The organism is Nostocoides jenkinsii Ben 74 (assembly GCF_001046875.1).
GTDB classification, from domain to species: domain Bacteria; phylum Actinomycetota; class Actinomycetes; order Actinomycetales; family Dermatophilaceae; genus Nostocoides_A; species Nostocoides_A jenkinsii.
This window is the reverse complement of the sequence record NZ_HF571038.1, coordinates 1,413,606-1,436,361: the sequence shown is the minus strand read 5'-3', so window position 1 is coordinate 1,436,361 and position 22,756 is coordinate 1,413,606. Positions and strand designations below refer to the sequence as shown.

General features: G+C 67.3%; 17 protein-coding genes. 8 read left to right on the top strand and 9 right to left on the bottom strand.

Annotated features, from left to right (window positions below; all coding sequences use genetic code 11):
• Window positions 1-180: 180 nt before the first annotated feature.
• On the top strand, window positions 181-1,701 hold the full coding sequence (locus BN13_RS06595) for a sugar transferase (RefSeq protein WP_084733609.1): 1,521 nt from the start codon (window positions 181-183) through the stop codon (window positions 1,699-1,701).
• Between the two features lie 23 nt (window positions 1,702-1,724).
• Here BN13_RS06595 and BN13_RS06590 read toward each other — a convergent pair whose 3' ends face one another.
• Together BN13_RS06590 and BN13_RS06585 are read right to left on the bottom strand one after the other, a co-directional pair.
• Window positions 1,725-2,627: a sulfotransferase family protein gene (locus tag BN13_RS06590; protein ID WP_048545432.1), complete on the bottom strand. Its 903-nt coding sequence runs from the start codon at window positions 2,625-2,627 to the stop codon at window positions 1,725-1,727.
• On the bottom strand, window positions 2,624-3,541 hold the full coding sequence (locus tag BN13_RS06585; RefSeq protein ID WP_048545429.1) for a sulfotransferase family protein: 918 nt from the start codon (window positions 3,539-3,541) through the stop codon (window positions 2,624-2,626). Before BN13_RS06585 ends, BN13_RS06590 begins: the two co-directional genes overlap by 4 nt.
• A 167-nt stretch (window positions 3,542-3,708) precedes the next feature.
• On the opposite strand from BN13_RS06585, the gene BN13_RS06580 reads away from it, so the two are divergent.
• The 3 genes from BN13_RS06580 to BN13_RS06570 are packed head-to-tail and all read left to right on the top strand — an operon-like array spanning window position 3,709 to window position 7,119.
• Window positions 3,709-4,770 (top strand): GumC domain-containing protein, encoded by a 1,062-nt coding sequence (locus BN13_RS06580; RefSeq protein ID WP_048545428.1) that lies wholly within the window; start codon window positions 3,709-3,711, stop codon window positions 4,768-4,770.
• On the top strand, window positions 4,763-5,704 hold the full coding sequence (locus tag BN13_RS06575) for a sulfotransferase (RefSeq protein ID WP_048545426.1): 942 nt from the start codon (window positions 4,763-4,765) through the stop codon (window positions 5,702-5,704). Before BN13_RS06580 ends, BN13_RS06575 begins: the two co-directional genes overlap by 8 nt.
• Window positions 5,701-7,119, top strand: a complete 1,419-nt coding sequence (locus BN13_RS06570; RefSeq protein ID WP_048545424.1) for a hypothetical protein — start codon at window positions 5,701-5,703, stop codon at window positions 7,117-7,119. Before BN13_RS06575 ends, BN13_RS06570 begins: the two co-directional genes overlap by 4 nt.
• A 28-nt stretch (window positions 7,120-7,147) precedes the next feature.
• Here BN13_RS06570 and BN13_RS06565 read toward each other — a convergent pair whose 3' ends face one another.
• Window positions 7,148-8,362 (bottom strand): MFS transporter, encoded by a 1,215-nt coding sequence (locus BN13_RS06565; RefSeq protein ID WP_157038475.1) that lies wholly within the window; start codon window positions 8,360-8,362, stop codon window positions 7,148-7,150.
• 230 nt (window positions 8,363-8,592) lie between these two features.
• Here BN13_RS06565 and BN13_RS06560 point away from each other — a divergent pair, with 230 nt between their 5' ends.
• The 4 genes from BN13_RS06560 (at window position 8,593) to BN13_RS06545 (ending at window position 13,350) form a co-directional block, all read left to right on the top strand.
• A complete protein-coding gene (locus BN13_RS06560; protein ID WP_048545420.1) occupies window positions 8,593-9,792 on the top strand; it encodes an acyl-CoA dehydrogenase family protein in 1,200 nt (399 codons plus the stop codon).
• A gap of 99 nt (window positions 9,793-9,891) precedes the next feature.
• Window positions 9,892-11,832: a potassium transporter Kup gene (locus BN13_RS06555; RefSeq protein ID WP_048545419.1), complete on the top strand. Its 1,941-nt coding sequence runs from the start codon at window positions 9,892-9,894 to the stop codon at window positions 11,830-11,832.
• Window positions 11,833-11,890: 58 nt separating this feature from the next.
• A complete protein-coding gene (locus BN13_RS06550) occupies window positions 11,891-12,481 on the top strand; it encodes a general stress protein (RefSeq protein ID WP_048545417.1) in 591 nt (196 codons plus the stop codon).
• A gap of 146 nt (window positions 12,482-12,627) precedes the next feature.
• On the top strand, window positions 12,628-13,350 hold the full coding sequence (locus BN13_RS06545) for a PIG-L deacetylase family protein (protein ID WP_048545415.1): 723 nt from the start codon (window positions 12,628-12,630) through the stop codon (window positions 13,348-13,350).
• Between the two features lie 3 nt (window positions 13,351-13,353).
• Here the strand turns inward: BN13_RS06545 and BN13_RS06540 are convergent, their stop codons facing one another.
• The 6 genes from BN13_RS06540 to BN13_RS18290 all read right to left on the bottom strand — a co-directional run bounded on the left by BN13_RS06540 (window position 13,354) and on the right by BN13_RS18290 (window position 22,489).
• Window positions 13,354-14,955 carry a glycoside hydrolase family 66 protein gene (locus tag BN13_RS06540; RefSeq protein WP_162199928.1) on the bottom strand — a complete coding sequence of 534 codons (1,602 nt, stop codon included), beginning with the start codon at window positions 14,953-14,955 and terminating at the stop codon, window positions 13,354-13,356.
• Window positions 14,956-15,034: 79 nt separating this feature from the next.
• Window positions 15,035-15,958: a carbohydrate ABC transporter permease gene (locus tag BN13_RS06535; protein WP_084733607.1), complete on the bottom strand. Its 924-nt coding sequence runs from the start codon at window positions 15,956-15,958 to the stop codon at window positions 15,035-15,037.
• Entirely contained in the window at window positions 15,955-16,938 is a 984-nt protein-coding gene (locus tag BN13_RS06530; protein WP_048545413.1) for a carbohydrate ABC transporter permease, read from the bottom strand. The genes BN13_RS06535 and BN13_RS06530 overlap by 4 nt, the downstream gene beginning before the upstream one ends.
• Before the next feature lie 83 nt (window positions 16,939-17,021).
• Entirely contained in the window at window positions 17,022-18,299 is a 1,278-nt protein-coding gene (locus BN13_RS06525) for an ABC transporter substrate-binding protein (protein WP_048545411.1), read from the bottom strand.
• A 252-nt stretch (window positions 18,300-18,551) separates the two neighbouring features.
• The gene (locus tag BN13_RS06520) at window positions 18,552-20,042 is read right to left on the bottom strand and encodes an aminopeptidase P family protein (RefSeq protein WP_048545409.1); all 1,491 of its coding nucleotides are present in this window, start codon (window positions 20,040-20,042) and stop codon (window positions 18,552-18,554) included.
• Window positions 20,043-20,146: 104 nt separating this feature from the next.
• Window positions 20,147-22,489: a zinc-dependent metalloprotease family protein gene (locus tag BN13_RS18290; protein WP_162199927.1), complete on the bottom strand. Its 2,343-nt coding sequence runs from the start codon at window positions 22,487-22,489 to the stop codon at window positions 20,147-20,149.
• Window positions 22,490-22,756 lie beyond the last annotated feature (267 nt).

Here is a 22,756-nt window from a genome sequence, read left to right as displayed (position 1 = left end):
CTGCGCCGACGACACGTTCGGCGCAGCGCGAGTTGTGCGTCCGGCACACCCATTGGGTGTTGCCCGGGCAACTTTTCCGGTACCGTCCGAACGGCAACATGATTGCGTGACCAGCGCGCATTCGGCTGCTGTGACGTCTCGGCCGGGGGGATTGAGGCGAATGTTGTGTGGGAGGTACACATGAGCGGGACCATGTTCGGGGAGCCGGAGGTCGAGAAAGGCGCGCAGCCGGGAGCAGCAACGCCCGTGCCGCAGACGGTTGCCTGGCACGTCCCAGACCTGCCGCACCGCGACCCGACCGAGCCGATCGGCGCCTGGCGCCAGCGCTACCGCAGCCAGGTCATCATCGGTGACTTCGCCGCCGCCCTGGTCGCCTGCTCGACGGCCGCGCTGGTTCGATGGGGTGGCATTCCCAACCTCCGCGTGGCCCTGCTCGCCACCGTCGTTCCGGTCGTATGGCTGTTCGTCGTCGCCTATGCCGGGGGCTACCGCCTGGCCTCTCTCGGCATCGGCCTCGATGAGTACCGCTCCATCGGTCGGGCCCTGGTCATCCTGCTTGCGCTGGTTGCCGTCGTGCTGGTCTCGCTGGGCTGGCAGATGAGCCGCTTGCTGATCGGCGTTGCCGTCCCGCTCACGTGTTTATTGACGGTGGTGGTGCGCTGGCTCATGCGAGGTCGCTTGGCGGCAGCGCGGGCGAAGGGGCGTTGCCTTCAACCGACGATCGTCGTCGGACGCGGTCTCGCCGTGCCCGAGATGATCGCCGAACTCAAGAGCGACCGTCACGAGACCGGCATGGTGGTCGTCGGCGCGTGCGCCTCCGACCTGCCCGACCCCTCCTGGGTCAAGGACGTGCCGCTCTACGGCGGCCCCGAGACCGCCCTGCTCGCCGTCCGTGAGACCGGCGCCGAGGCTGTCGTCCTGGCCTCCGACTCCGCCTTCTCCGGGAAGGGCCTGCGCCGCCTCGGGTGGGCGTTGTCCGAGATGGGGGTGGACCTTTATGTCCACCCGGGCATCCACGAGGTCGCCGCCCCGCGGCTCACCCTGCGCCCTGCCGCCGGCATGTCCCTGCTGCACGTCGAGGGTCCCACCATCGGCGGTATCGACGCCGTGGCGAAGCGCACGATCGACATCGTCTGCTCGGCGGGCATCCTGCTGGTGACCCTGCCCGTATGGCTGTTCATCTCCGCGTGGATCAAGCTCACCGACCGTGGGCCGGTCTTCTTCGTTCAGCAGCGCGTCGGTGAGGAAGGCAAGACCTTCCCGATGATCAAGTTCCGTTCGATGGTGATCGACGCCGAGGCGCGCCTGGCCGAGTTGGCGGCGAAGACCGATCAGGTCAACGAGATGCTGTTCAAGCACAAGGAGGACCCGCGCATCACCAAGCCGGGGCGGTTCATCCGCAAGCTCTCCTTGGATGAGTTGCCCCAACTGGTCAACGTGCTCCGCGGTGAGATGTCGTTGGTCGGTCCCCGCCCGCCGTTGCCGCGGGAGGTGGACGCCTATGAGCCCGACGCTATGCGCCGCTTGAAGGTGCGTCCCGGCCTGACGGGCATGTGGCAGATCTCCGGCCGCTCCGACCTCAACTGGGAGGACTCGCTGCGCCTGGACCTTTGGTATGTCGACAACTGGTCGCCGGTGCTCGACGTCATGATCCTGTTCCGCACCGTGCGTGCGGTGATGAAGGCCGAAGGCGCTTACTGAGCCTGCCCGACTGAGCGTCGGGCTTACTGGTCCCCGGGCGTGCTGACGCGGTCGTAGCCGTAGCGCTCCAGGTTGTCCCCGATGACCTTCTCGATGTCGGTGATCTGCGCGGGTGACAGCTCGTCGCGATAGGCCGTCAACCGAGCCGGCGAGAAGGCGTAGCGTCCGAGACCTGACTCGAAGGCGTCGTTCCACGGCAGCCCGATGTGGTCCAGAACGCGGGTGATCTGGGCCTTCGGGTCGGCGACGAGGTCTTCATAGCGGACCGTCAACCAGCGTCGGCCCAGCTCGGCCGCGCACTCCTCATACGTATCCGTGAGCAGCCTCCAGGCGACGCCGGCCAGGGTCGGTTGGGTCCGGCCCACGTGCGCCCAGGCGTCGTCGAGCGCGGCGGGCAGCGGGCCGAAGTGCCAACCGGTCGGGCCCAGGTGACCACGCCACCAGTCCATCTGGAGCCACGAATTGGCGACGGCCCGGCCATCGCGCACGACATGGACGAAGTTCGCACCGGGGAAGGCCGTATCCAGCAAGCGCGCCCGCGGCCAGCCGGTGAACTTGTGCACGAACACCTCGGCCGCATCCAGATGGCGCATCCGGTCATCGACGAAGGCGTGCAGTCGCTCGTTCAACCAGGGCGACAGATCGGCGGCGGTGGGGTCGGCGACCGGGTCGACCAGCGCGGGGGAGACATCGCGGCTGATCACGCGATACCCCTCGCTCGGCGCCAGCCGGGCGCGGCCCTTGTCGGACAACGCCGCCGGCAGCCGCCGCCACAGCGTCAGTTGCTGGGCGTTGCCTTGCCGGATGCCGAGGTCGTCGAGGTTCGTCACGAAGCCGACCGCGGGATGGCGGGCCACGATCTCGTGGACGAGGGTCGAGCCACAGCGGCCGGTGCCGATGATGAAGGTCGGTGGCAATGACGTCACAGCGGATACCCCTCTTCCCTTAGTCGGGGGGCCAGCAACGCCAGCGCCGCCCGGCGGCCCGGCGTCGGCTCGTCGCCCGACGGTGTGTGTTTCCTGCTGCGGAAGTCAATCGCTGCCAGGGCTTCCTGCCAAGTACCCGCGCCGGGATCCAGGCCGGCAAATCCGGCAACGACGGCCAGCGTCGGTCCCGGGGACGCGACCAGATCCTCATACCGAATCCGCAGAACCCGATCTTTGGGTATGCCGCGCATCCCCTCGCGCAGCGCCGATGTCTCGGCCAGCCAGTGCTCGGCCGCGGCCTCCTCGGGTGCGCGTCCGGCGGCGACCCAGTCGGCGGGTGTGGCCCCGAGGCCCCACCACCACAACTCCGCCTGCGGCCACCAGTCGACGGCCAGCAGCGAGTCCACCACGTCGCGCCCGTCGCGGACGACCTCGACGAACCGGCTCCCCGGCAGCAGCGAGTCGAGCAGCGGGATGCGCCGGTTGTGGCCGATCCGTTTGCTGACGAGCACCTCACCGCCACCCGCCCGCAAGGTCCGCGCCAGCAGCGGCGCCAAGCGTCGTTGGCGGGCGGTCACCGGCTCCCCGCGCCATACGGCAGGAATGCCGCAGGCAGCGAACACAGCCTCACCCTCCACGGGTTGGGGATAGGCGCGCTCCCATCGCGCCCGGGGGGAGCCATAGCGATAGGCGGCGTCCCCCGCGGGGCCGAACCACGCGGCATACCGCCAATCCGGGGTATGCCGCGTGGCCCGGTTGAGCGCGGCCACGGGCCAGAACCGGGGGAGGCGGGAGTGGTAGTTCGAGATCCAGCCGGCGTCGGGGTGCAGGGCGAGACAGCGGTAGAGCAGGGTCGTGCCGGAGCGCGGCGCACCGACGATAAAGAGCGTCGGCGGGTCCGTGCGCGAGGTCACCCGGACAGCGTTGCACGCCCGTCTGCCCAGGTGGAGCCGGTCAGGGGCCCAGGTGGAGCCGGTCGGGTGCAGAGGGGGGCGGTGTTAGAGTTGTCGACCGGCCCACGCCCGCTGAAGGACCCCGGCCCAGGACCCCCGCCCAGGACCCGAAAGAACACGCCACCGTCATGGAACTACGCGAACTGCTCTCGCACCTGGGGCGGCGGCTTTGGCTGCTGGTCATCATCCCGCTCGCCGCCCTGCTGGCTGTGATCGGCCTCAACGCGCCCAATGGCACCAAGTCGAGCAGCACGGTCGACCTGCGCGTCGTCAACCCCACCGGTGACCAGACCGCCGCGGCGGTCAACCTCGTGGCCGGTTCCCTGGTCAACGCCGTGCGCAGCGACGCCGTCGTCCGCGAACTTGCGACGGCCGGTGGGGCGACCGAGGACCGCGTCCGCAGCGGCCTGTCGGCGGCTCGGATCGCCGACACCGAGTTGGTCCGGGTGACCTTCGCCGACTCCGACGAGGGCGTGGTCAACAAGGTGATCGCCGCCATCCCGGCCGCGGTGCAGACGCAGGTGTTCAGCCCGGCGCTGCGCCAGACCGAGGCCGCCGAGACCGAGGCCCAAAATCAACTCGAAGCCGCGCTGAAGGATCTCGACGCGGTCCGCTCCGAGACGGGGCTGAACGACCCCGACCGTGAGTACCAATCCGCCTCCGATCTGGTCAACCAGATCACCGTCGCGCTGGCCAGCCTCAAGGGCACGGCGGGCACGAACCCGAAGTACCTCGAGACCCAACTCGACCTCGCCCAGAAGAAGCTCGCGACCATCCTCGCCAACGAGGCGAAGTTCGTCGGCCCGCAGTATGCCGTGGACAACGCCCGCCAAGACCTCGGTAACCGCACCTCCGCCATGGCCGACATCCGGGCCCGTCAGGCGGCGACCATCGCCGAGTCGGTGGGAACGAAGTCCGCGCCGCTGGCGTGGTACACCCGGATCCTGCGCACCGCCTTGACCGCCGTGCTGATCGGCCTTGCGGTCGCGGTGCTGCTGCTGGCCATTCCCGAGGTCCTGCGCCGCTCGCGGCGAGAGCCGGAGGAGGAGATCTACGAGCCGGTGACCCAGGAGGTCGCCTGGGAGCAGCAGGGTGCCATCGCGCCGCGCCTACCGCGCCCCAGCGCGCACGAGACCACGATGCCGCGGCGCGACTACAGCGGCATCGACCTGACGAAGTCGGGTGACTGACGCCGCGACGTCGCGCCCGGCGATGCTGGTCATCGTCGGCACGGGCCGCAGTGGCTCGACCCTCCTCGGCCGCCTGCTCGGTGCCCTGCCCGGTGCGGTCCACGTCGGCGAAGTGCGCTTCCTATGGCAGCGAGGGCTGATCGAGGCTCGGCTCTGCGGTTGCGGCGTGCCCGTCCCCGAGTGCCCGTTCTGGCGGGCTGTCCTGGCCGAGGCGTATGGTGCGCGCCGCCCCGATCCGGCCGCTATGCACGCGCGGCTGACCGCCGTGACGCGCCTGCGTCGGCTCCCGTCCTGGCTGCTCGGTGAGCGGCCGGTGACCGACATGGCCGCGGTGCTCGCCCCGCTCTACGCCGCGATCGCCACCATCTCCGGGGCACGCGTCGTCGTGGACAGTTCCAAACTTCCGACGTATGCCGCGCTCCTCGCCGCCGCGCTCCCCACTGCCGAGCTCGACCCGGCCCCTGCGCTGGTGCACCTGGTCCGCGATCCGCGCGCCGCGGCATACAGCTGGGCGACGGCGACTCCGGCGCCCGACCGCGGGCCGGGCGCCGTGATGGAGCGCCGCGGCGCCGCGCGGTCGGCGCTGTTGTGGACCGCCTGGAATGGCGCGGCCGCCGCACTGGTTCGGCGGCAGTCGAGCCCGGCGCGGATTCGCTACGAGGATCTCGTGGCCCAGCCCGGTGCTGAGCTGGCGCGACTGGCCGCACTGGTAGGCCTGTCGGTCCCTCGGGACTTCATCGCCGACGGCGTGGTCGACCTCCCCAGCGACCACGCGTTGCCCGGCAATCCGATGCGACTGCGCTCCGGAGCGATCCGGATCGAGGGCGACGATCGCTGGCGCACCGGCCTATCGGCGCGAGACGCGGCGGTTGTCCAGGTGCTGACGAGACCGCTGGCGGCGCGTTTCGGCTACGGCACGAGGGCCGCGGCGTGAGCGGTCGGCTACCGGTCCGACGTCGTTCCATCCGACGCCGGCTCGTCGTTCTCGCGGTGACCGCCGTCCTTGTAGGTGCCTGCACCGGTGATCCCGCGGCCGGGCCGCTGGACTCGCCGCGAACCAACCGCGTGCGGACGGCCCCGCCGCCGAAGGTGTGGGGGAGCGGGCCGGCCGACCTCGGACTGAAGTGGAATATGTCGCTGCAACCCCCCTTGGCGTATGCCGCGCAGCTGGGTTCCGGAGTCACTTTCACCGAGGTCGAGTGGTGCCCACTGCAGGCCGTCGGCCCGGCGGGCGCGATGGACCAAATCGACAAGGCCCTGACGCAGGCACACGAGGTGGGCTTCACCCTCATGGTGAAGTTGAGAGCCGGGGATTGCGATGGCTCGCCACCAGTCACCGACCCAGCCGATGGCCTAAGCAAGTCACCCTCCCGGCTGCCGAAGGATCCCGAGCTCTACCGCGAGTGGATCGACACGGTGGTGCGGCACTACGCCCGCCGAGGCGTCCACACGTGGGCGGTGGAGAACGAGGTCGACGCGGCAAACTTCTGGGCCGGCAGTCCGCAGGACTACACCGACGTGGCGAAGCTGGCGATCGCGACCATCCGGCAGGCCGATCCAGAGAGCTTCGTGCTGGACGCAGGCATCTCCAGTTCCGGCTACGGCGTGGCCATGGCCGGTGAGTTGGTGGACGCCGGCCGGGGCGCCGAGGCGCTCAGGCTCTACCAGGCCTATTACTCGCGGCGGCAGGCCGGCGGCAGCTCGCGCTTTCCCGCCGTCGCCGACGAAGCCGCGCTCCGCGAGGTGCTGTCGGGGGAGCGAGCGGTGGTTGCCCGCGCGATGATCACGGCCAACTGGGCGCTGGTCAACGACGGGCTGGTCGACGCCTATCAACTGCACTTCTACGAGGACCCAGCAGTGCTGCCTAACGTCCTGCAGTACCTCGACAACCACCTCGACGTGCCGATCCCGATTCAGGCGTGGGAGGTGGGGACGGCGTGGCCCGGCGCGGACTACTCCGAGACCCACCACGCGCAGGAGGTTGCCCATCTCGTGGGTCTCCTGCTCGCGCGCAGGATCAGCCCGGTGGTCTACCTGCCGCTGGCCTTCACTCCGCGCGCTGGCAAGGAGCAGGTTTTCCGCGGCCTGGTCACGGCCGACGGGACGATCTTGGAGTCCGGGCGCGTGTTCGCCCGGTTGGCCGCGGCGATCGCGCAGAGTTCGTCGATCAAGGCGCTGAACACGCCGGATGGTCAACTCGTCGGCGCGCTGCTCCTCGGCCCGGATGCCAGCCTGGCCGTCACTTGGGCCGCCGGAGCCGAACCGGCGCTCCATGACCTTCCGGGGGGCGCGGACGCCGCGCTGACAGACCTGAACAGCCGCATCGGGCTGGCAGTGACGGCGAACTGACCTTCAGTCGCTCGCCGACCGGCCGGTTTCAGGCAGCGACGAGCACGCGATCGGCGGGTTCCGGCGCGGGCACGGCCGTGCGTTCCCGCTCGGCGCGCAGCAACCGACCCCGTCCGAGGACGGCCAAGACGAACGCGAGGCCGGCCGCCGCGATCGGCACGAGGAAGGCCCGATCGGCCCCGGAGGACTCGATCACGTGACCCGCGACGGCCGACCCACCACCGACGCCGATGAGCAGGCCGGTGACGACGATCGTCATACCCTCATTGAGTTGGCTGGTCGAGACCAGCCGCGGGCACAAGGTCATCGCCGTGATCAGCGTCGGGGCGATCGCCAGGCCGGCGATGAAGCCGTTGAGGACCAGGACGATCGCGTTCGGAACGATGGCCAGCGGCAAGAGCAGGGCAAACATCGCGAGCGTGCCCAGCAGCATCCGCGGAGCCACGAGGCCGTTGACCGGCACCAGGCCGTAGAGCAAGCCGCCCACCAGGGAGCCGGCGGCAAAGAAGCCGATCAAGACCCCGCCGAAGGCGGCCAGTCCCTGCTCCTTGGCATAGGCCAGCACGACGACGTCGACGCCGCCGAAGACCGCGCCGGTCAAGGTCAGGGTGACGGCCAACTGGAGCAGGCCCGGGGTGCGGAAGGCGCCCAGGATGTGGTGCCTCTCCTCGCTTCGGGTCACCGGCGGCTCGCTCGCCCGGTGTGCGAGCAGGCCGAAGAGCCCGCCCGCAGACAGGACGATGGCGATGATCAGGCCCGCCTCCGGGAAGAGCCAGGCGGCAATGCCGGCGCCCACGGCCGGCCCCATGACGAAGCACGACTCCTCAGCCACCTGCTCGAAGGAGTTCGCGATGTGGAGGGCGGCCGGGTCGTCACTCAGGATGTGGGTCCAGCGGGTGCGAACCAGGGTGCCTACGGCGGGAGCACACACCTGCCCGACGTTGGTGGCCAGCAGGGCCCAGGCCGGGGCACCGGCATAGGCCTCGATCGCCAGCGCCCCGAGACACGCCATCGAGATGATGCCAGCGGGGAGGGCGATGCGGCGCTGGCCAAACCGGTCGATCGCGCGAGCCACGAGCGGGCCGCCGACCGCCATCGACAGCAAGCCGACCAGCGAGACCAGCCCGGCGAGGGCGTAGGAGTCGTAGCGGGCCGCGATCATCACGACGCAGGAGACGCCGATCATCGCCATGCCGAGCCGCGCGACATAGGCACTGGCGAAAAAGTGGGTCGCCGAGGGCATGACACGCAGGACACGGTAGGGAGAGAACAGGCGACGCACGATGATCAATTGTCCGTTCAATCAGCCCGGATGTCGAATTGATTTCGGAGTGACAACGATTCGGTCTCACGGCTCGGCGTGCACGAGCCGCAGGGGTGGGGGGCCTCACATGGGTAAGTCGGTGTGGGGGAGGCGACGGCGCGGCATACTGCAGAAACGAAGTCCCCCCGACCGCAAGGTGGCGATCGCGCATGTCCCGGCTCCAGACGACGGAAAATCTGACCGACGAGCAGCAGGAGCTGCTCAAGCTCGTGCGGCAGTTCGTTGACGAGCAGATCATCCCGGTCGCGACCGAGTTGGAGCATCGGGACGAATACCCCGCGGACATCGTCGAGGGCATGAAGGAGATGGGGATCTTCGGCCTGATGATCCCGGAGGAGTATGGCGGTCTGGGCGAGTCCCTGCTGACCTACGCCTTATGCGTGGAGGAGATCGCGCGCGGCTGGATGTCGGTCAGCGGCATCATCAACACCCACTTCATCGTGGCCTACATGATCCTGCAGCACGGGACGCCGGAGCAGAAGGCGCATTACCTGCCCAAGATGGCGACCGGGGAGATCCGCGGGGCGTTCTCGATGTCCGAGCCGGGCCTTGGCTCCGATGTCGCCGCGATCAAGTCCAAGGCCGTCCGCGGCGAGGGCGACGAGTGGGTCCTCGACGGCCAGAAGATGTGGCTGACCAATGGCGGATCGAGCAATCTCGTCGCCGTGCTCGTCAAGACCGATCTGGGCGGGTCCAGTGTCTATCGCAATATGACAACCTTCCTTATCGACAAGGAGTCCGGCTTCGGCGAGACCGCTCAGGGCATCACCATCCCGGGCAAGATCGACAAGATGGGCTACAAGGGCGTCGATACGACCGAGCTGGTCATGACCGGTCACCGCACGACCTCCGCCCAGATCCTCGGCGGCGAGCCCGGCAAGGGCTTTTATCAGATGATGGACGGCGTCGAGGTCGGCCGCGTCAACGTCGCCGCCCGGGCGTGCGGGGTCGCGCGGCGCGCCTTTGAACTCGGCATTGCCTATGCCCAGCAGCGCGAGACCTTCGGCAAGAAGATCGCCGAGCACCAAGGCATCCTGTTCCGCCTCGCCGACATGGCGACCAAGGTCGAGGCCAGCCACCAGATGATGGTCAAGGCGGCCCGGCTGAAGGACTCGGGCGCCCGCAACGACCTTGAGGCGGGGATGGCGAAGTACCTCGCCGCCGAAAACTGCGCGGATGTCGTCGAGCAGTCCTTCCGCATCCACGGCGGCTACGGCTACTCCAAGGAGTACGAGATCGAGCGGCTCTACCGGGAGGCCCCGATGCTGCTGATCGGCGAGGGCACGGCCGAGATCCAGAAGATGATCATCGGCCGCCGGTTGCTGGAGGACTACAAGCTCAAGGGCTGACCTCCGAGTCCCAGCCACGAGTCCCAGCCACGCGCGAGCGGGGGTGTGACAGCGGGTTCGTGCAGCGGGGGGCCCGACACGGGCATACGATGTGCGCTTGTGACCGAGGTCGCCGACGCGCAACCCACCCCCGCCGCCACCGCTGGCGAGCCCCCGCAATCCGCACACCACGCTGGTGGTGGTGGCCTGATGCTGGCCGCCCTCGGCGTCGTCTTCGGCGACATCGGCACCAGCCCGCTGTATGCGATGCAGACCGTCTTCACCCTCGACGACGGCCTGGTCAAGCCGACCTCGGCCAATGTCTATGGCGTCATCTCAATGACCTTCTGGGCGATCCTGCTTATCGTCTCGGTCAAGCAGTTGATGTTCATCCTGCGTGCGGACAACGACGGCGAGGGCGGCATCCTCTCGCTGGCCTATCTCACCCGCGGGGCCGTCAAGCCGGGGAGCCGACGCTTCACGCTCGTCATGTTGCTCGGGGTGTTCGGCGCCTCGCTGTTCTTCGGCGACTCGCTGATCACGCCCGCGATCTCGGTGCTTTCAGCGGTCGAGGGGTTGAAGGTCCCGGCGCCCGGCCTCGCCGACTTCGTGCTATCGATCGGGCTTGTCATCATTGTGGCGCTATTCCTGGTCCAGCGCTTCGGCACGCACCTCGTGGGGCGCTTCTTCGGTCCCGTGATGGTGGTCTGGTTCCTGACGCTCGCGGCCCTCGGGATCCCGCACATCCTGGCCGACCCGCACGTGCTCACGGCGCTCTCGCCCCACCACGCGGTCGCCTTCGCCTTCCGGCACCCGTTCATCGCGTTCATCGCGATGGGTGCCGTGGTGCTCGCCGTCACCGGCGCCGAGGCGTTGTATGCCGATATGGGCCACTTCGGTCGCGTCCCCATCGTGCGCGCATGGTTCTTCCTGGTCTTCCCGTGCCTGACGATCAATTACCTGGGCCAGGCGCAGCAGATCCTGCACCACCCCGAAACAGCGACCTCGCCGTTCTTCCACTTGGCTCCGGACGCACTCAGCCTCCCGCTGGTCGTGTTGGCCACGCTGGCCACGATCATCGCCAGCCAGGCGGTCATCTCCGGCGCCTACTCCGTTGCGCGGCAGGCGGAGCGCCTCGGCTACCTGCCGCGGCTCACCGTGCGCCAGACGTCCGAACACGAGAGTGGCCAGATCTACATCGCGGTCGTCAACTGGGCACTCTTCGCCGGGGTCATCACGTTGATGGTGGTGTTCAAGGCCTCCGAGAAGCTCGCCACGGCCTATGGGGTCGCAGTGACGATGGACCTGATGCTCACGACAACGCTGTTCTGTGTGTATGCCGCGGCCAAGTTGAACTGGGCGCGCTGGCAGATCCTCGCCTTCGCGCTCGTCTTCGGCCTCATCGAGTTCAACTTCTTCGCCGGCAACGTCGCGAAGGTGCTGCACGGCGGCTGGTTGCCCCTGCTCGTGGCCGGTGGCTTGTGCACCGTGATGCTGACGTGGCGCCGCGGGCAGCACCTGGTCACCGAGCGCCGGATCAAGCTGGAAGGCCCGTTGCTGCCCTATCTCGATGTGTTGCACTCCACGGACCTTGCCCACGTGCCGGGGACGGCCATCTTCTTGCACCCCAACGCCGAGACCACCCCGCTCGCGCTGCGCGAGAACGCCGATTTCAACCGGGTTATTCACCAGAGCGTCGTGATCGTCTCGACCCGGGTCAGCAACATCCCGCACGTGCCGGCCGAGCAGCGGGTCCGGGTCGATGACCTGGGCGATCCCTATGACCACATCTCGCACGTGACGCTGAACTTCGGCTTCCAAGACGATCAAGACGTCCCGGCGGGCCTCGCGCTGGCGGTTGAGCAGGGGTTGGATGCGAGCCTCGACGACGCGGTCTACTTCGTCTCGCGCATCACCATCCACCGCTCCGACCGACCCGGGATGGCGCAGTGGCGCAAGCGCCTCTTCGTCGGCCTGGCACACAATGCCGCGACCCCGGTGGAGTACTTCCGGCTCCCCATCGGGCGGACAGTCGTCATGGGGGCGCAGGTTCGCTTCTGAGTTGGCTTGTTCGGGGGGCGTTCAGCGAACGTCCAGCCAGAATGGAGACAATGGCCCTATGACGACGCAACCGATGGGCGCTCGCGGTCCCCTGGGGCCGTCCGCGTTCAAGCTGGACTACCCGATGTCGCTGGGAGTGCACGACAGTTACGCCGACGCACAGAAGGCCGTGGACTATTTGTCCGACAACGGCTTTCCCGTCCAGAACGTCCTGATCGTCGGAACCGACCTCAAGCAGGTCGAGCGCGTGACCGGACGCCTAACCCGTGGTCGGGTGGCCCTCGGCGGGGCGTTGTCCGGCGCCTGGCTCGGTGCCTTCGTCGGGCTGATCTTCTCGATGTTCGAGGAGGGCGAGACCCTGGTGCGCATCCTCTCGACGGTTGTCTTCGGCGCTCTCTTCGGTCTGGTGTGGTCCCTGGTGGGCTATGCGTTGACCCGCGGCCAGCGAGACTTCACCTCCGTCAGCCAGGTCGTCGCCACCAAGTACGAAGTGCTCACCGAGCACAAGTACGTCGCTCAGGCACGCGAACTGCTCGCCCAGATGGACCCGATGAAGGCCGCTCAGGCCCAGGCCGCCGAGATTCAGGCCCGCGCCTACGCCGAGGCCCAGGCCGCCGCCCTCCGCCAGCAGGGCCCCCCGCCCGCCTGACGCCTGCGGCACCCCTGCCGGTTTCCCGCCCAATCCCAGTACCCGGCGCTTTGGGTGGCTTTCTGACAGCCAGAAGGCCACCCAAAGCGCCGGAAAGTCTCCCAAAGCTCTCCGCCGGCGGACGGACCCGCACTATCCTCACCGCCATGAGCCTGGAGCCCTTCCCCGACGACTTCGCGACTGTTCTGTGCGTCGTCGCGCACCCGGACGACATCGAGTACGGCACCTCGGCCGCCGTCTCCGTCTGGACCGCCGCCGGCAAGACCGTGACTTACTGGCTGGCGACTCGGGGCGAGGCGGGCATCGACACGCTGCCTCCAGCCGACGCCGGTCCCGCCCGCGAGGCCGAGCAGCGTGCCGCCGGCCGAGCGGTTGGCGTGGAGGTCGTGGAGTTCGGCAACCACCGCGACGGCGTCGTCGAATACGGCCTCGACCTGCGCCGGGACATCGCCCGCGAGATCCGGCGCCGCCGCCCGGACCTGGTCGTCACCGGCGACTACCACGACCGCTTCGTTGCCGGGATGCTCAACCAGGCCGACCATCGCGCCGTCGGCCAGGCCTGCGCCGACGCCGTCGCGGATGCCGGCAATCGCTGGATCTTTCCCGAACTCCTCGCCGACGAGGGCCTGGAACCCTGGAACGCCCGGTACCTCGCGTTCGCCGGTTCGAGCACGCCGACGCACGTCGTGGATGTCCGGGGCCACCTCGACCGGGCGGTCGCCTCCCTGGAGGAGCACGCGGCATACAACAACGCCCTGCCCGACGCCTTCCCCAAGCCCCGCGAACTGGTGACCTGGATCCTCACCCAGGGCGGCTCGGCTGCCGGGCTGGAGCACGCCGTCACCCTGGATCTCGTTATCCGCCGCTGACCCTCACTCGCCCCAGCGGATCAGCACCACTTGCCACGTCCCCAGTTGGGGGAGCGTGGCGCAGGCGTGCGTCCCGGCGACGGTGACCTCCACGGGCTCAAGCCGACCCGCGGCGTCGGGGTCGCCGACCAGAATCTCGGGGACGCTCGCACCCATGAGGCGCACGCGGAGCCGACCTGCACCGGTCACCCCCGGCGGCGGCTGGGGCGCGTCCCACAGCGGATCGCTCACCGACCCGAGATTGATCAAGTGCACCACCAGCCCGTATGCCGTGGCCGTCACCCGCCGCCATACCGTCCCCGCCTGCGCGTCCCCGCTCACGGGGGTCCCGGCGAAAGTGACGTCGACGTCGTCGTTGTAGCCCGCGGCATACGCTCCGGTCACGTCGTAAATGTCTTGCGGGAGAAGGATTTCGTCGTGCGCGACGAGGAAGTCGTACCACCGAGCCAGCAGGTCGATAGTCGACGTCTCGGCCGGCCAATTGCGCACGTAATAGGGATCGACGAGCAGCCGCCCCTCCTCACCGACGAGCAGGTGGGTCGCGCCATGGGAGAAGAGCGTCGCCATCGTCAGCCGGGCCGCCTGCTCGGCCGCCGCCACCTCGGCGGTGGCAAACACACTCAGGTATGCCGCGATGACCACCGGTCGACCACCCTCGGCGCGCGCCCGGGTGACCACGCGGGCGAGATCACCGAGGCGGTCGTGCGGCGTCCATACCTCGATATAGACGGCGTCCTGCGGCGCCCGAGCGGTCGTCCACGTCGGAAAGTCGTTGACATTGTTGAAGATCAGAAACGACTCCGGCAGCCCCGCCCGAACCCCGGCGATCAGCTGGGGGAGACGCTGCGCGAGATCGACCAGACGCCCGTCGGGCGTGACGGCCCGCTTCGGCCAGCCGTACTGATCCAGGTGGAATCCGTCGAACCCCACCGCCTCGACGGCGGCGCGCAGATCGGCGGTGAAATGGGCAAGCCAGTCCGGCGTCGCCGGGTCCACCACGCGCAGGAAGTCCCCCAGGGCGTATGGTGCTCCATCCCCATCGAGGAGGGCGTGCTGCTCCCAGCGTGGCCACTCGGCCGCCCCGACTCCATAGACGGCGGCATAACCCAGGGATCGCGATCCGACGGAACGACACGCCTCGACGATGGCGCGCAGGGTGTCAAGGTCGACGGGATTTCCCAGCGCATCGGCATACGTTCGCCCACCGCCGAGGAGGTCGGCATGCCGGTAGGCCCAGTCGTAGCACTGGATGGTGGTCAAGTGAAGGCGCCGCATCAGCTGCGTCAGGCCGGCCAGGTCCCGGCCGGGCCGGTAGTCGGTGGTGAAGCCATAGCGCACGGGGTCGAAGCGGCGCTCCGGGTCGAGCACCTGGATGGCCGTGGCGGCGATGGTGGAGCCGGCGCGGTTGACCAGCTCGACCCGGTAGCCGCCTGGGTCGAGCGGTGCGAGCGTCACGCGCGACTCGGTCTCAAGGACCGCCACCCGCCTGACGTCGGCGCCGAGGTGATCGACACGCAGCTGCGCGCCCTTCGTGACGTCAGCGGCAAGGACGTCGATCTCGATGGGCTCGTCCACCGCATAGGCACTTCGCGACGCCAGGATCACGCCCGTCACGATAGCCACACATGATTAAGGGCCCGCCTCCTCGAGGGGAGACGGGCCCTTAAACCGGGAACCGCGGGGATTAGCCCTTGACGGCGCCCGAGGTCATGCCACGGATGAAGAACCGTTGCAGTGCCAAGAAGACCACGATCGGGACGAGGATCGTGATGAACCCGGCGGCCGGGATCAGTTCCTTTCCTTGTCCGGTCTGACCCTGCATACCTTGCAGTGCGACCGTGAGGATGGTGTTGTCACCACGGCCGAGGAAGATCAGGGCGACCAGTAGGTCGTTCCACACCCACAGGAACTGGAAGATCGCGAACGATGCCAGCGCCGGGGTGCTCATCGGCATGATGAGCTTCCAGAAGGTCGTGAAGTGGCTCGCGCCGTCGATCTTCGCCGACTCGATGACGGCCTTGGGCAGGCCGGCCATGTAGTTGCGCAGGATGTAGACAGCCAGCGGCATACCGAAGCCGATGTGGGCGAGCCACACAGCCAAGAAGGTGCCGTTGAGGTCGAGTTGCTTGTAGAGCTTCAGCAGGGGCACGAGGGCGACCTGGTTGGGCACGACAAGAAGGCCGACGATGATGACGAACACGACATCGCGGCCCTTCCACTCCATGAAGGTGAAGGCGTATGCCGCGAACGCCGCGATCAGAATCGGGATGATCGTCGCGGGGACGGTCACCACGAAGCTGTTGATGAACGCCTTGCCCATGTTGACCCCGGAGGCGTTGTCGCCGAGGACCTGCGCGTAGTTGTTCAACGTCCATTGGGTGAAGTCCAGCGGATTGGCGATCGCCGTCCACCAGCCCGATTCGCCCTGCGCGGTGCGCGTGCGGAACGAACTGATGAGCAGGCCGAAGACCGGCAGCATCCACAGGCAGCACAAGAGGAACAGCACGGTGCGCACGATCGGCGTCGCGCTGCCGGCACCGCTGCCCGGCTTGCTCTGCTTGATCACCTGGTCGGGGGTGCCGGTACCGGGTTGCACGGTCGTGGTCATCGGTTGGCCTCCTCACGCTTGAAGTGACGGACCTGGTAGATCAGGACCGGGGTGATGGCGATCATCAGCAGGACGACGATGGCCGCGGCGTAGCCGTTGTTGCCGTTGGTGAACATCTCGTAGTAGAAGCGGCGGCCGACCACGTCCGTGTTGAACTGGCCGTTCGTCGCGACATACACGACATCGAAGACCTTCATGACACCGATGAGGACGGTGATGAAGACCGTGATGACCGTTCCCCAGATCTGCGGAACGATGATGCTGAAGAAGATCTTTCGCTCACCGGCGCCGTCGATGCGACCGGCCTCGATGGTGTCCTCGGGAACCGACTTGATGGCCGCCGAGAGCAGCACCATCGAGTAGCCGACCTGGGTCCAGATGAGGATGATCATCAGGAGCAGGCTGTTGAAGTGCAGCTTGTCGAGCTGGTACCAGGACGTCGGGTCCTTGCCGAACCAGGCGCGGATGCCGTTGAGCAGACCGGTCTGGGCGGTGCCGACCGGCTGATAGTCGTAGACCGCGCGCCAAATCGTTGCCGCACCGACCATGCTGATCGCCATCGGCAAGAAGATGAGGGTCTTGGTGATCTTCTCACCGGTGGGCCGGAGCCGGTCGGCCAGGACGGCCACACCGAGACCGAGCACGACAACGCTCGCCGGGACCAGGATGATCCAGAGAAGGTTGTTGAGCAGGACCTGACGGAACTCGCTCTCGCTGAGGAGATCCGTGTAGTTCTTGAGGCCGACATACTTCGTCGACTTGGCGTTGGCGAAGCTCAGTTGCAGGGTCACCAGTGCCGGGTAGATCAGGTAAACCGCAATCGCCAGGATCGCCGGACCGGCGAAGGCCCACGGCTTGACGCGGTCCTCCCACTTGCCCTTGAGCGACTCCGACAGCTTGTTGAGAATCCAGAAGAGCAGCATGGCGCCGCCGATGCCGCCAACGATGGCGATCAGCGCGTTCAGAATTTTGATGGCCAAACCCGTTGTCCTTTCTGTTCGGTCCGGGTCAAGCGGAGTCCCGGGAACGCCGCGAACGACGATCCCGGGACCACGACCTCACCTCAGGACGCCGGCCAGCTCTTGTCGATGCTCGCGAGCATCTGGTCCTCGTCCATCTGGCCGTTGATCCACTTGATGGGCTCGGTCCAGAAGGTGCCGGCACCGACCTTGGCCGGCATCAGGTCAGACCCGTCGAAGCGGGCGGCCGCGGACGCGTAGAGAACGTCCTTGGCGATCGTCTGGAGGGTCTTGCTCGGGTAGAGCGAGACATCGAAGGTCTTGTGCGGGGAGAAGTAGCCCGCCTTGCCGGTCTCGATGCCGTTGTCCTTGCTGGCGATGAAGTTGCGCAGCGCCAGGGTGTTCTTGTCGTTGTTGAATGCCGCAGCGAGGTCGCCACCGACGAGGACGGGGTTGTTGCCGGCCTCCTTGGCGGGGAAGGCAGCCACGCCGACCGTGGTGTCGAGCTTGGCCAGGACCTCGTCGGGGAAGCCACCCTTGCCGGCGATGAAGGTCGCCTGCTTGAACAGGTAGCAGCCGGGCGGGCTCTTGAAGAGCGCGTTGCCACCGGTCTGGAAGTTGGTCGACGCGATGGCCTTGGTGCCGCCGAGGACGTTGCCCTCGGTGAAGGCGATCGTGTGGAAGTAGTCGAACGCGGCCTTGACGTCCGGGTCGGAGAACTTCATCTCGCCCTTGACCCACTTGTCGTAGCCCTCGGGGCCAGCGGTACGCAGGACGAGGTCTTCGATCCAGTCGGTGATCGGCCAGCCGGTGGCGGGGCCGGACTCGGCGGCGATGCACCACGGAGTCTTGCCGGAGCCGCGCAGGTCATCGGTGACCTTCAGCAGCTCATCCATCGTCGTGGGGAAGGTGAGGCCGGTCTCCTTCCAGGCGGCCTGGTCATACCAGAGGAGCGACTTGACGCTGACCGCGGAGGGCAGGCCGTAGACCTTGCCCGCGCAGGTGCCGGACTCGACGAAGCCGGGGACCAGGGTCTCCTTGGCCGTGGTGACGGTCGCGTCGTCATACGCAACCAGGCCACCGTCGGAGGCGACGTCACACATGACACCGGGCTGCGGGAAGAGGCCAACGTCGGGCGGCGAGCCACCGGCGATGCGGGTGCGGATCTCGGTGTCCCAGGACCCGGCCTTCGTGAACTTGATCGTGAAGCCGTTCTTGGCCGCGAAGGCGTTGAGGTCCTTCTGGAAGGCGGCTTCCTGCTCGTTGCCGAAGCCGTACATGACCTCGATGCTGGACTTGCCGGACCCGGTCGCGGTGGTGGCGCCGTCTCCGGAGCCGGACCCGTTGTCGGTGCCGCCGAGGCATCCGGTGGTGGTGGCCACGGCGCCAATGGCGACCGCCGCAGTCAGATAGCGCCTAGCGCCAATAGATGTGTCTCCTTGACTGGTGTTCGCGGGTGCGCACACCAGCCAAGAGAGCAGCGACGCGGTCCCGCATCACGACCCGGAAGGGTGTGACCGGGACGACACGATGCCTCCAGCGCAGGACGCTCGTCAAGCACCTGCAAGTCCCGGTGAGTTCAATGCAACCCAACAGTGACCAGATCGTTATGGAAACGCTTACATGAGCGTGGCTCAACGCTGTTCGCGAATGGAAGCGATCCAGTTTTCGACGTCTTGACGGGCCCGCGGCATACCTGCCGAGAGGTTTTCGAAACCGTCCTCGGTGACCAGCACGTCGTCCTCGATCCGAATGCCGATGCCGCGGAACCGTTCGGGGGCGAGTTGGTCGTCGGCCTTGAAATAGAGCCCCGGCTCGACGGTGAGGATCATGCCGGGACGCAGCTCGGCCTCGCGGTACTCCTCCATCGTGGCGAGGGCGCAATCGTGGACGTCGAGTCCGAGGTGATGGCTGGTCCCGTGCACCATCCAACGCCGATGGAACTGACCGGTCTCCTGATCGAGGCTTGCCTCGACATCAACGCCATCGGGGAGAAGGCCCCAGCCGTGGACGTGCTCGGCGATGACCCGGATTGCCGCCGCGTGGATGTCGCTGAACTTCGCCCCGGGACGGATGGCGGCCATGCCGGCCTCCTGCGCGGCATACACCGCGTCGTAGATCTCGGCCTGAGCCTCGGTGAAGGTGCCGTCGATCGGCAAGGTGCGGGTGATATCGGCGGTGTAGAGGCTGTCGACCTCGACCCCGGCGTCGAGCAGGATGAGGTCGCCTGCGGCGATATCGCCGGTGTTCTTGATCCAGTGCAGCGTGTTGGCGTGGTCGCCGGAGGCGCAGATCGAGTCGTAGCCCACCCCATTGCCCTGATGACGGGCATGCAGGCCGAAGATCCCCTCAACCCAACGCTCGCCGCGGCCGCGGTCGACGACCCCGTCGAGTTCGGCGATGACTGCTTCAAAGCCCACCTGGGTGGCCGCGATGGCGGCACGCATCTGCGCGACCTCGTGCTCGTCCTTGACCATCCGCGCGTGCGAGATGGCGTGGGCGAGATCCGCATCCGCCTCTTCGAGAACCTCCTGCGTGCTGCCCTCGGCCACGCGCCGCGCGTCGAGCTGGGACGTCAGCGCGTGGTCGGCATCGCGCACGACCCGGACCGTCGTGGTCGACGCGTCCTTGGTGGCCTGGTCCAGGAACTCGTCGATGTGGCGGCCGGCAATGCCCAGCTCGGCCTCGATGTCCTCGATGGTGGGCCGGCCCCCGACCCAGAACTCACCGAAGCGCGCGTCGTCGAAGAACTCGTCGCTATCCCGGGGGGCGAGCGGGCGGAAGTAAAGGATCGCCTCGTGCCCGTCGTCGGTGGGATCGAGCACGAGGACCGCATCGGGCTCACGGTCGGCACCGAGGCCGGTGAGGTAAGCGAAGGCAGTGTGGGGGCGGAAGACGTAGTCGCAGTCGTTGCTGCGCACCTTCAACCCGCCCGCCGGGACGATCAACCGCTCTCCCGGGTATGCCGCGCTGAGCGCCGCCCGACGAGCGGCAGCGTAGTCAGCGGCTGGGGAGCGCTCGGGTCGCGTCTCATCGCGCGGCGCCCAGCCCTGCTGGATGAAACCGCGGAGGGCGTCCGTGGTCACCCGGGCCCGGTTGTCGGTCTTGGCTTGCTCCTCGCTCATCCTCGTATGCTGCCACGCCGCCTGTCGCCACAGTGTGGCCCGGCTTTGCGTTCCTCAAAGGAGACTGCGGCCGGGCGGGGCGCTGCCCGCCCGGCCGCCGGTGATCAGCCAAGGACCTTCGCAGGCGTGGTTCGCCAGGTCGTCGTCCCGTCGCCCAGCTGACCTCGCGAGTTGCTACCCCAGCAATAGGCCGCGCCATTGCTCTGCTTCAGGGCGCAGGTGTGCCAAGACCCAGCCGCGATCATTGCGGTGTCAGTGCTGAAGCCCGAGACCGCGGTGGGGATCGCCATCTCGGTGTTTGTCCCATTGCCCAGCTGGCCCTCGGCGTTGCGCCCCCAGCAGAGCAGTTGTCGCGTGGACTTGACGGCGCAGGTAAACGACACCCCACCCCGCATGCCCACCACGCCCGAGGACAACCCATACACCGCGACCGGCGTAAGGCGCATCGTTGTTGTGGTGTCGCCGAGCTCATGGTTGCCGTTGGTGCCCCAACACTTGGCAGCGCCAGCGGTTGTGTAGGCGCAGGTGTGATAGCGACCGGCCCAGACAGCCGAGACGCCAGAGGCCATTCCCTTGACCTGAACAGCTGACATGCGCGTTGTCGTGGTCCCATCGCCGACCTGCCCAGAGGTGTTTGAACCCCAGCACTTGGCGGCGCGGGCCGAGGTAAGGGTGCAGGCATGGTTCTCTCCGGCCGTCAACTGGACGGCACCCCCGGCTCCCGACACGACCTTGGGTGTCACCGCGTATCGCAAACCCCAGCATTTGACCGCGCTCGTGGGCGTCACTGCGCAGCTGAAGGCACCTCCCGCCGTGATTGCCTTCGCTCCGGATGTGAGGCCGACGACTTGGACGGGCGTGGAACGGTTGATCTTGGTGCCATCACCGAGTTGACCGTTGAGGTTATTGCCCCAGCATTTGATCGCCCCGGTGGTGGTCATCGCACAGGTGTGGTCGCGACCAGCCCAGATCGCCTGGACCCCGGAGGTCAGCCCGGAAACTTGCACGGGGGTGGTTGAACTCGTCAGCGTCCCATTTCCAAGCTGACCGAGTCGGTTGTCACCCCAACACTTGACTCCGCCACTGCTGGTCACGGCACACGTGTGAAACGAGCCCGCACTGATCTTCGTGTACGAGGTCGAGGACGGAGGTCCGACACAGCCTGACACCGTAATGGTGTATTGCCCGAGTGACGCATAGTCCGAGTACCCCGTGCTTGGTGAATCGGCGCCGACTCCATCTACTTCGAGGTAGTAAGTGCCGGGAGCGACCGTGGTGCTCGTCGCGGCGTTGAGTCCCGTCGCAAGGTCATAAGTTGAGTAAGCCGCGGACGGATTGCTGATGGCCAGGGGTGCGCCCGTTGCCGATAGCAGGCTGAGCTGCACATCTAGGTTTGGACTCCGTGGGGCGGGCGCAACGCTCGCGGTCAAAGTGGCAGTGCATGTCGTGGAAACGGCGAAGACATCCTTGTCGCTCCGCGTGGAGATAATGCCGGACGTGGTGGCGGGGGACGATGCAGGTAGCGGTGTTGCTGTCGCGGTGGAGTCCCCATGATCGTCGGTGCGCGCCACTAGACCGTTGCTCGACATCACCGCAAAGTCGTCTTCGGTGTTGTTGGCATCGGCATATTCACCTCGACTCCACTGGGTCACAGGCCTGTAGTAGCCGACTCCCATGATCGGGGCCCAAGGGCCATGTCCCGTGTAGTAAGTGACGCTGGATGTCCCATCATGGTTCAGCCCGAGATTATGACCGACCTCATGCGACACCGCCTCGGCGATGTACTTCTCGCTGAGGGAAAGCATGTGGGAGAACACCAAGGCGGGCTGGTAGTACTGGTGGCTGCTTGTGTGGTCATAGACGCCGAGGTAGGCGATTCCGCCGCACGAGCTTTGGCATGTCTTGTAGGACAGCTCTTCCGAATTCGTAATGAGCGCTCGCGTCCCGTAGTTGTTGTCGCCCGACCCTGCGCGATCGATGGCGGCAACGCCCGGGTCCTGAGTCGTCACATCGACGTCGAAGGGAGCGAAATCCTCGGCCACACGTTGGAAGATGCCTTGGATGGCGTCCATCTCGGTTGTGCTGAAGGAGCTACTGGTGTCGAGACTGTAGCCCGCTTGGAACGCCGTCGAGACCGAGTAGTAGCTGTTCCACACGGTGCCCGAGAGCGCTTCTCCGTCGAAGTCCAGGTAGATAACTTTGCTCGAACCGGGTTTTGAGTGCAACAGGAATGTGTCGCTGTAGGGGTAAGGGCCCTTGTCGGGTGCGTCCACGGTTGTTGGGGCGGGCCGCGGAATCGGGTCGATTGCTAAGAGACGACCGCTGCGATCGAGGCGGATAGTTGGGTCTTTCAATTGGTCGCGCAACTGCTGTTGCGTGAGGTCATTCTGTGCGGCAACGGCACCAAGCCGATCCCCGAGACGAGCCAGCGCGACGCTACCGCCCAACGGCTTCGCGAACGACGAACCCAGGTCTGTTTGGGTGCCAGCGCTAGCCGGGCCCGCAGCAGCCAGCCCAAGCGCCGCGGCTAGACCTGCGACCAGGGTGGTCCTACCGAACTTCCGAAATCTCATGTGCCCTCCCTTTGGCGTGCATGTGAATCGGAAGCTAGCGCTCGCCAAGGCCTGCCGGACAGTCCCCCATGGGAGGGACACGAGTTAGCCAGCCGTCCCCGGCCAGTTCTTGTCCGGCTGCGGCACGGGCCGGGCCGGCTG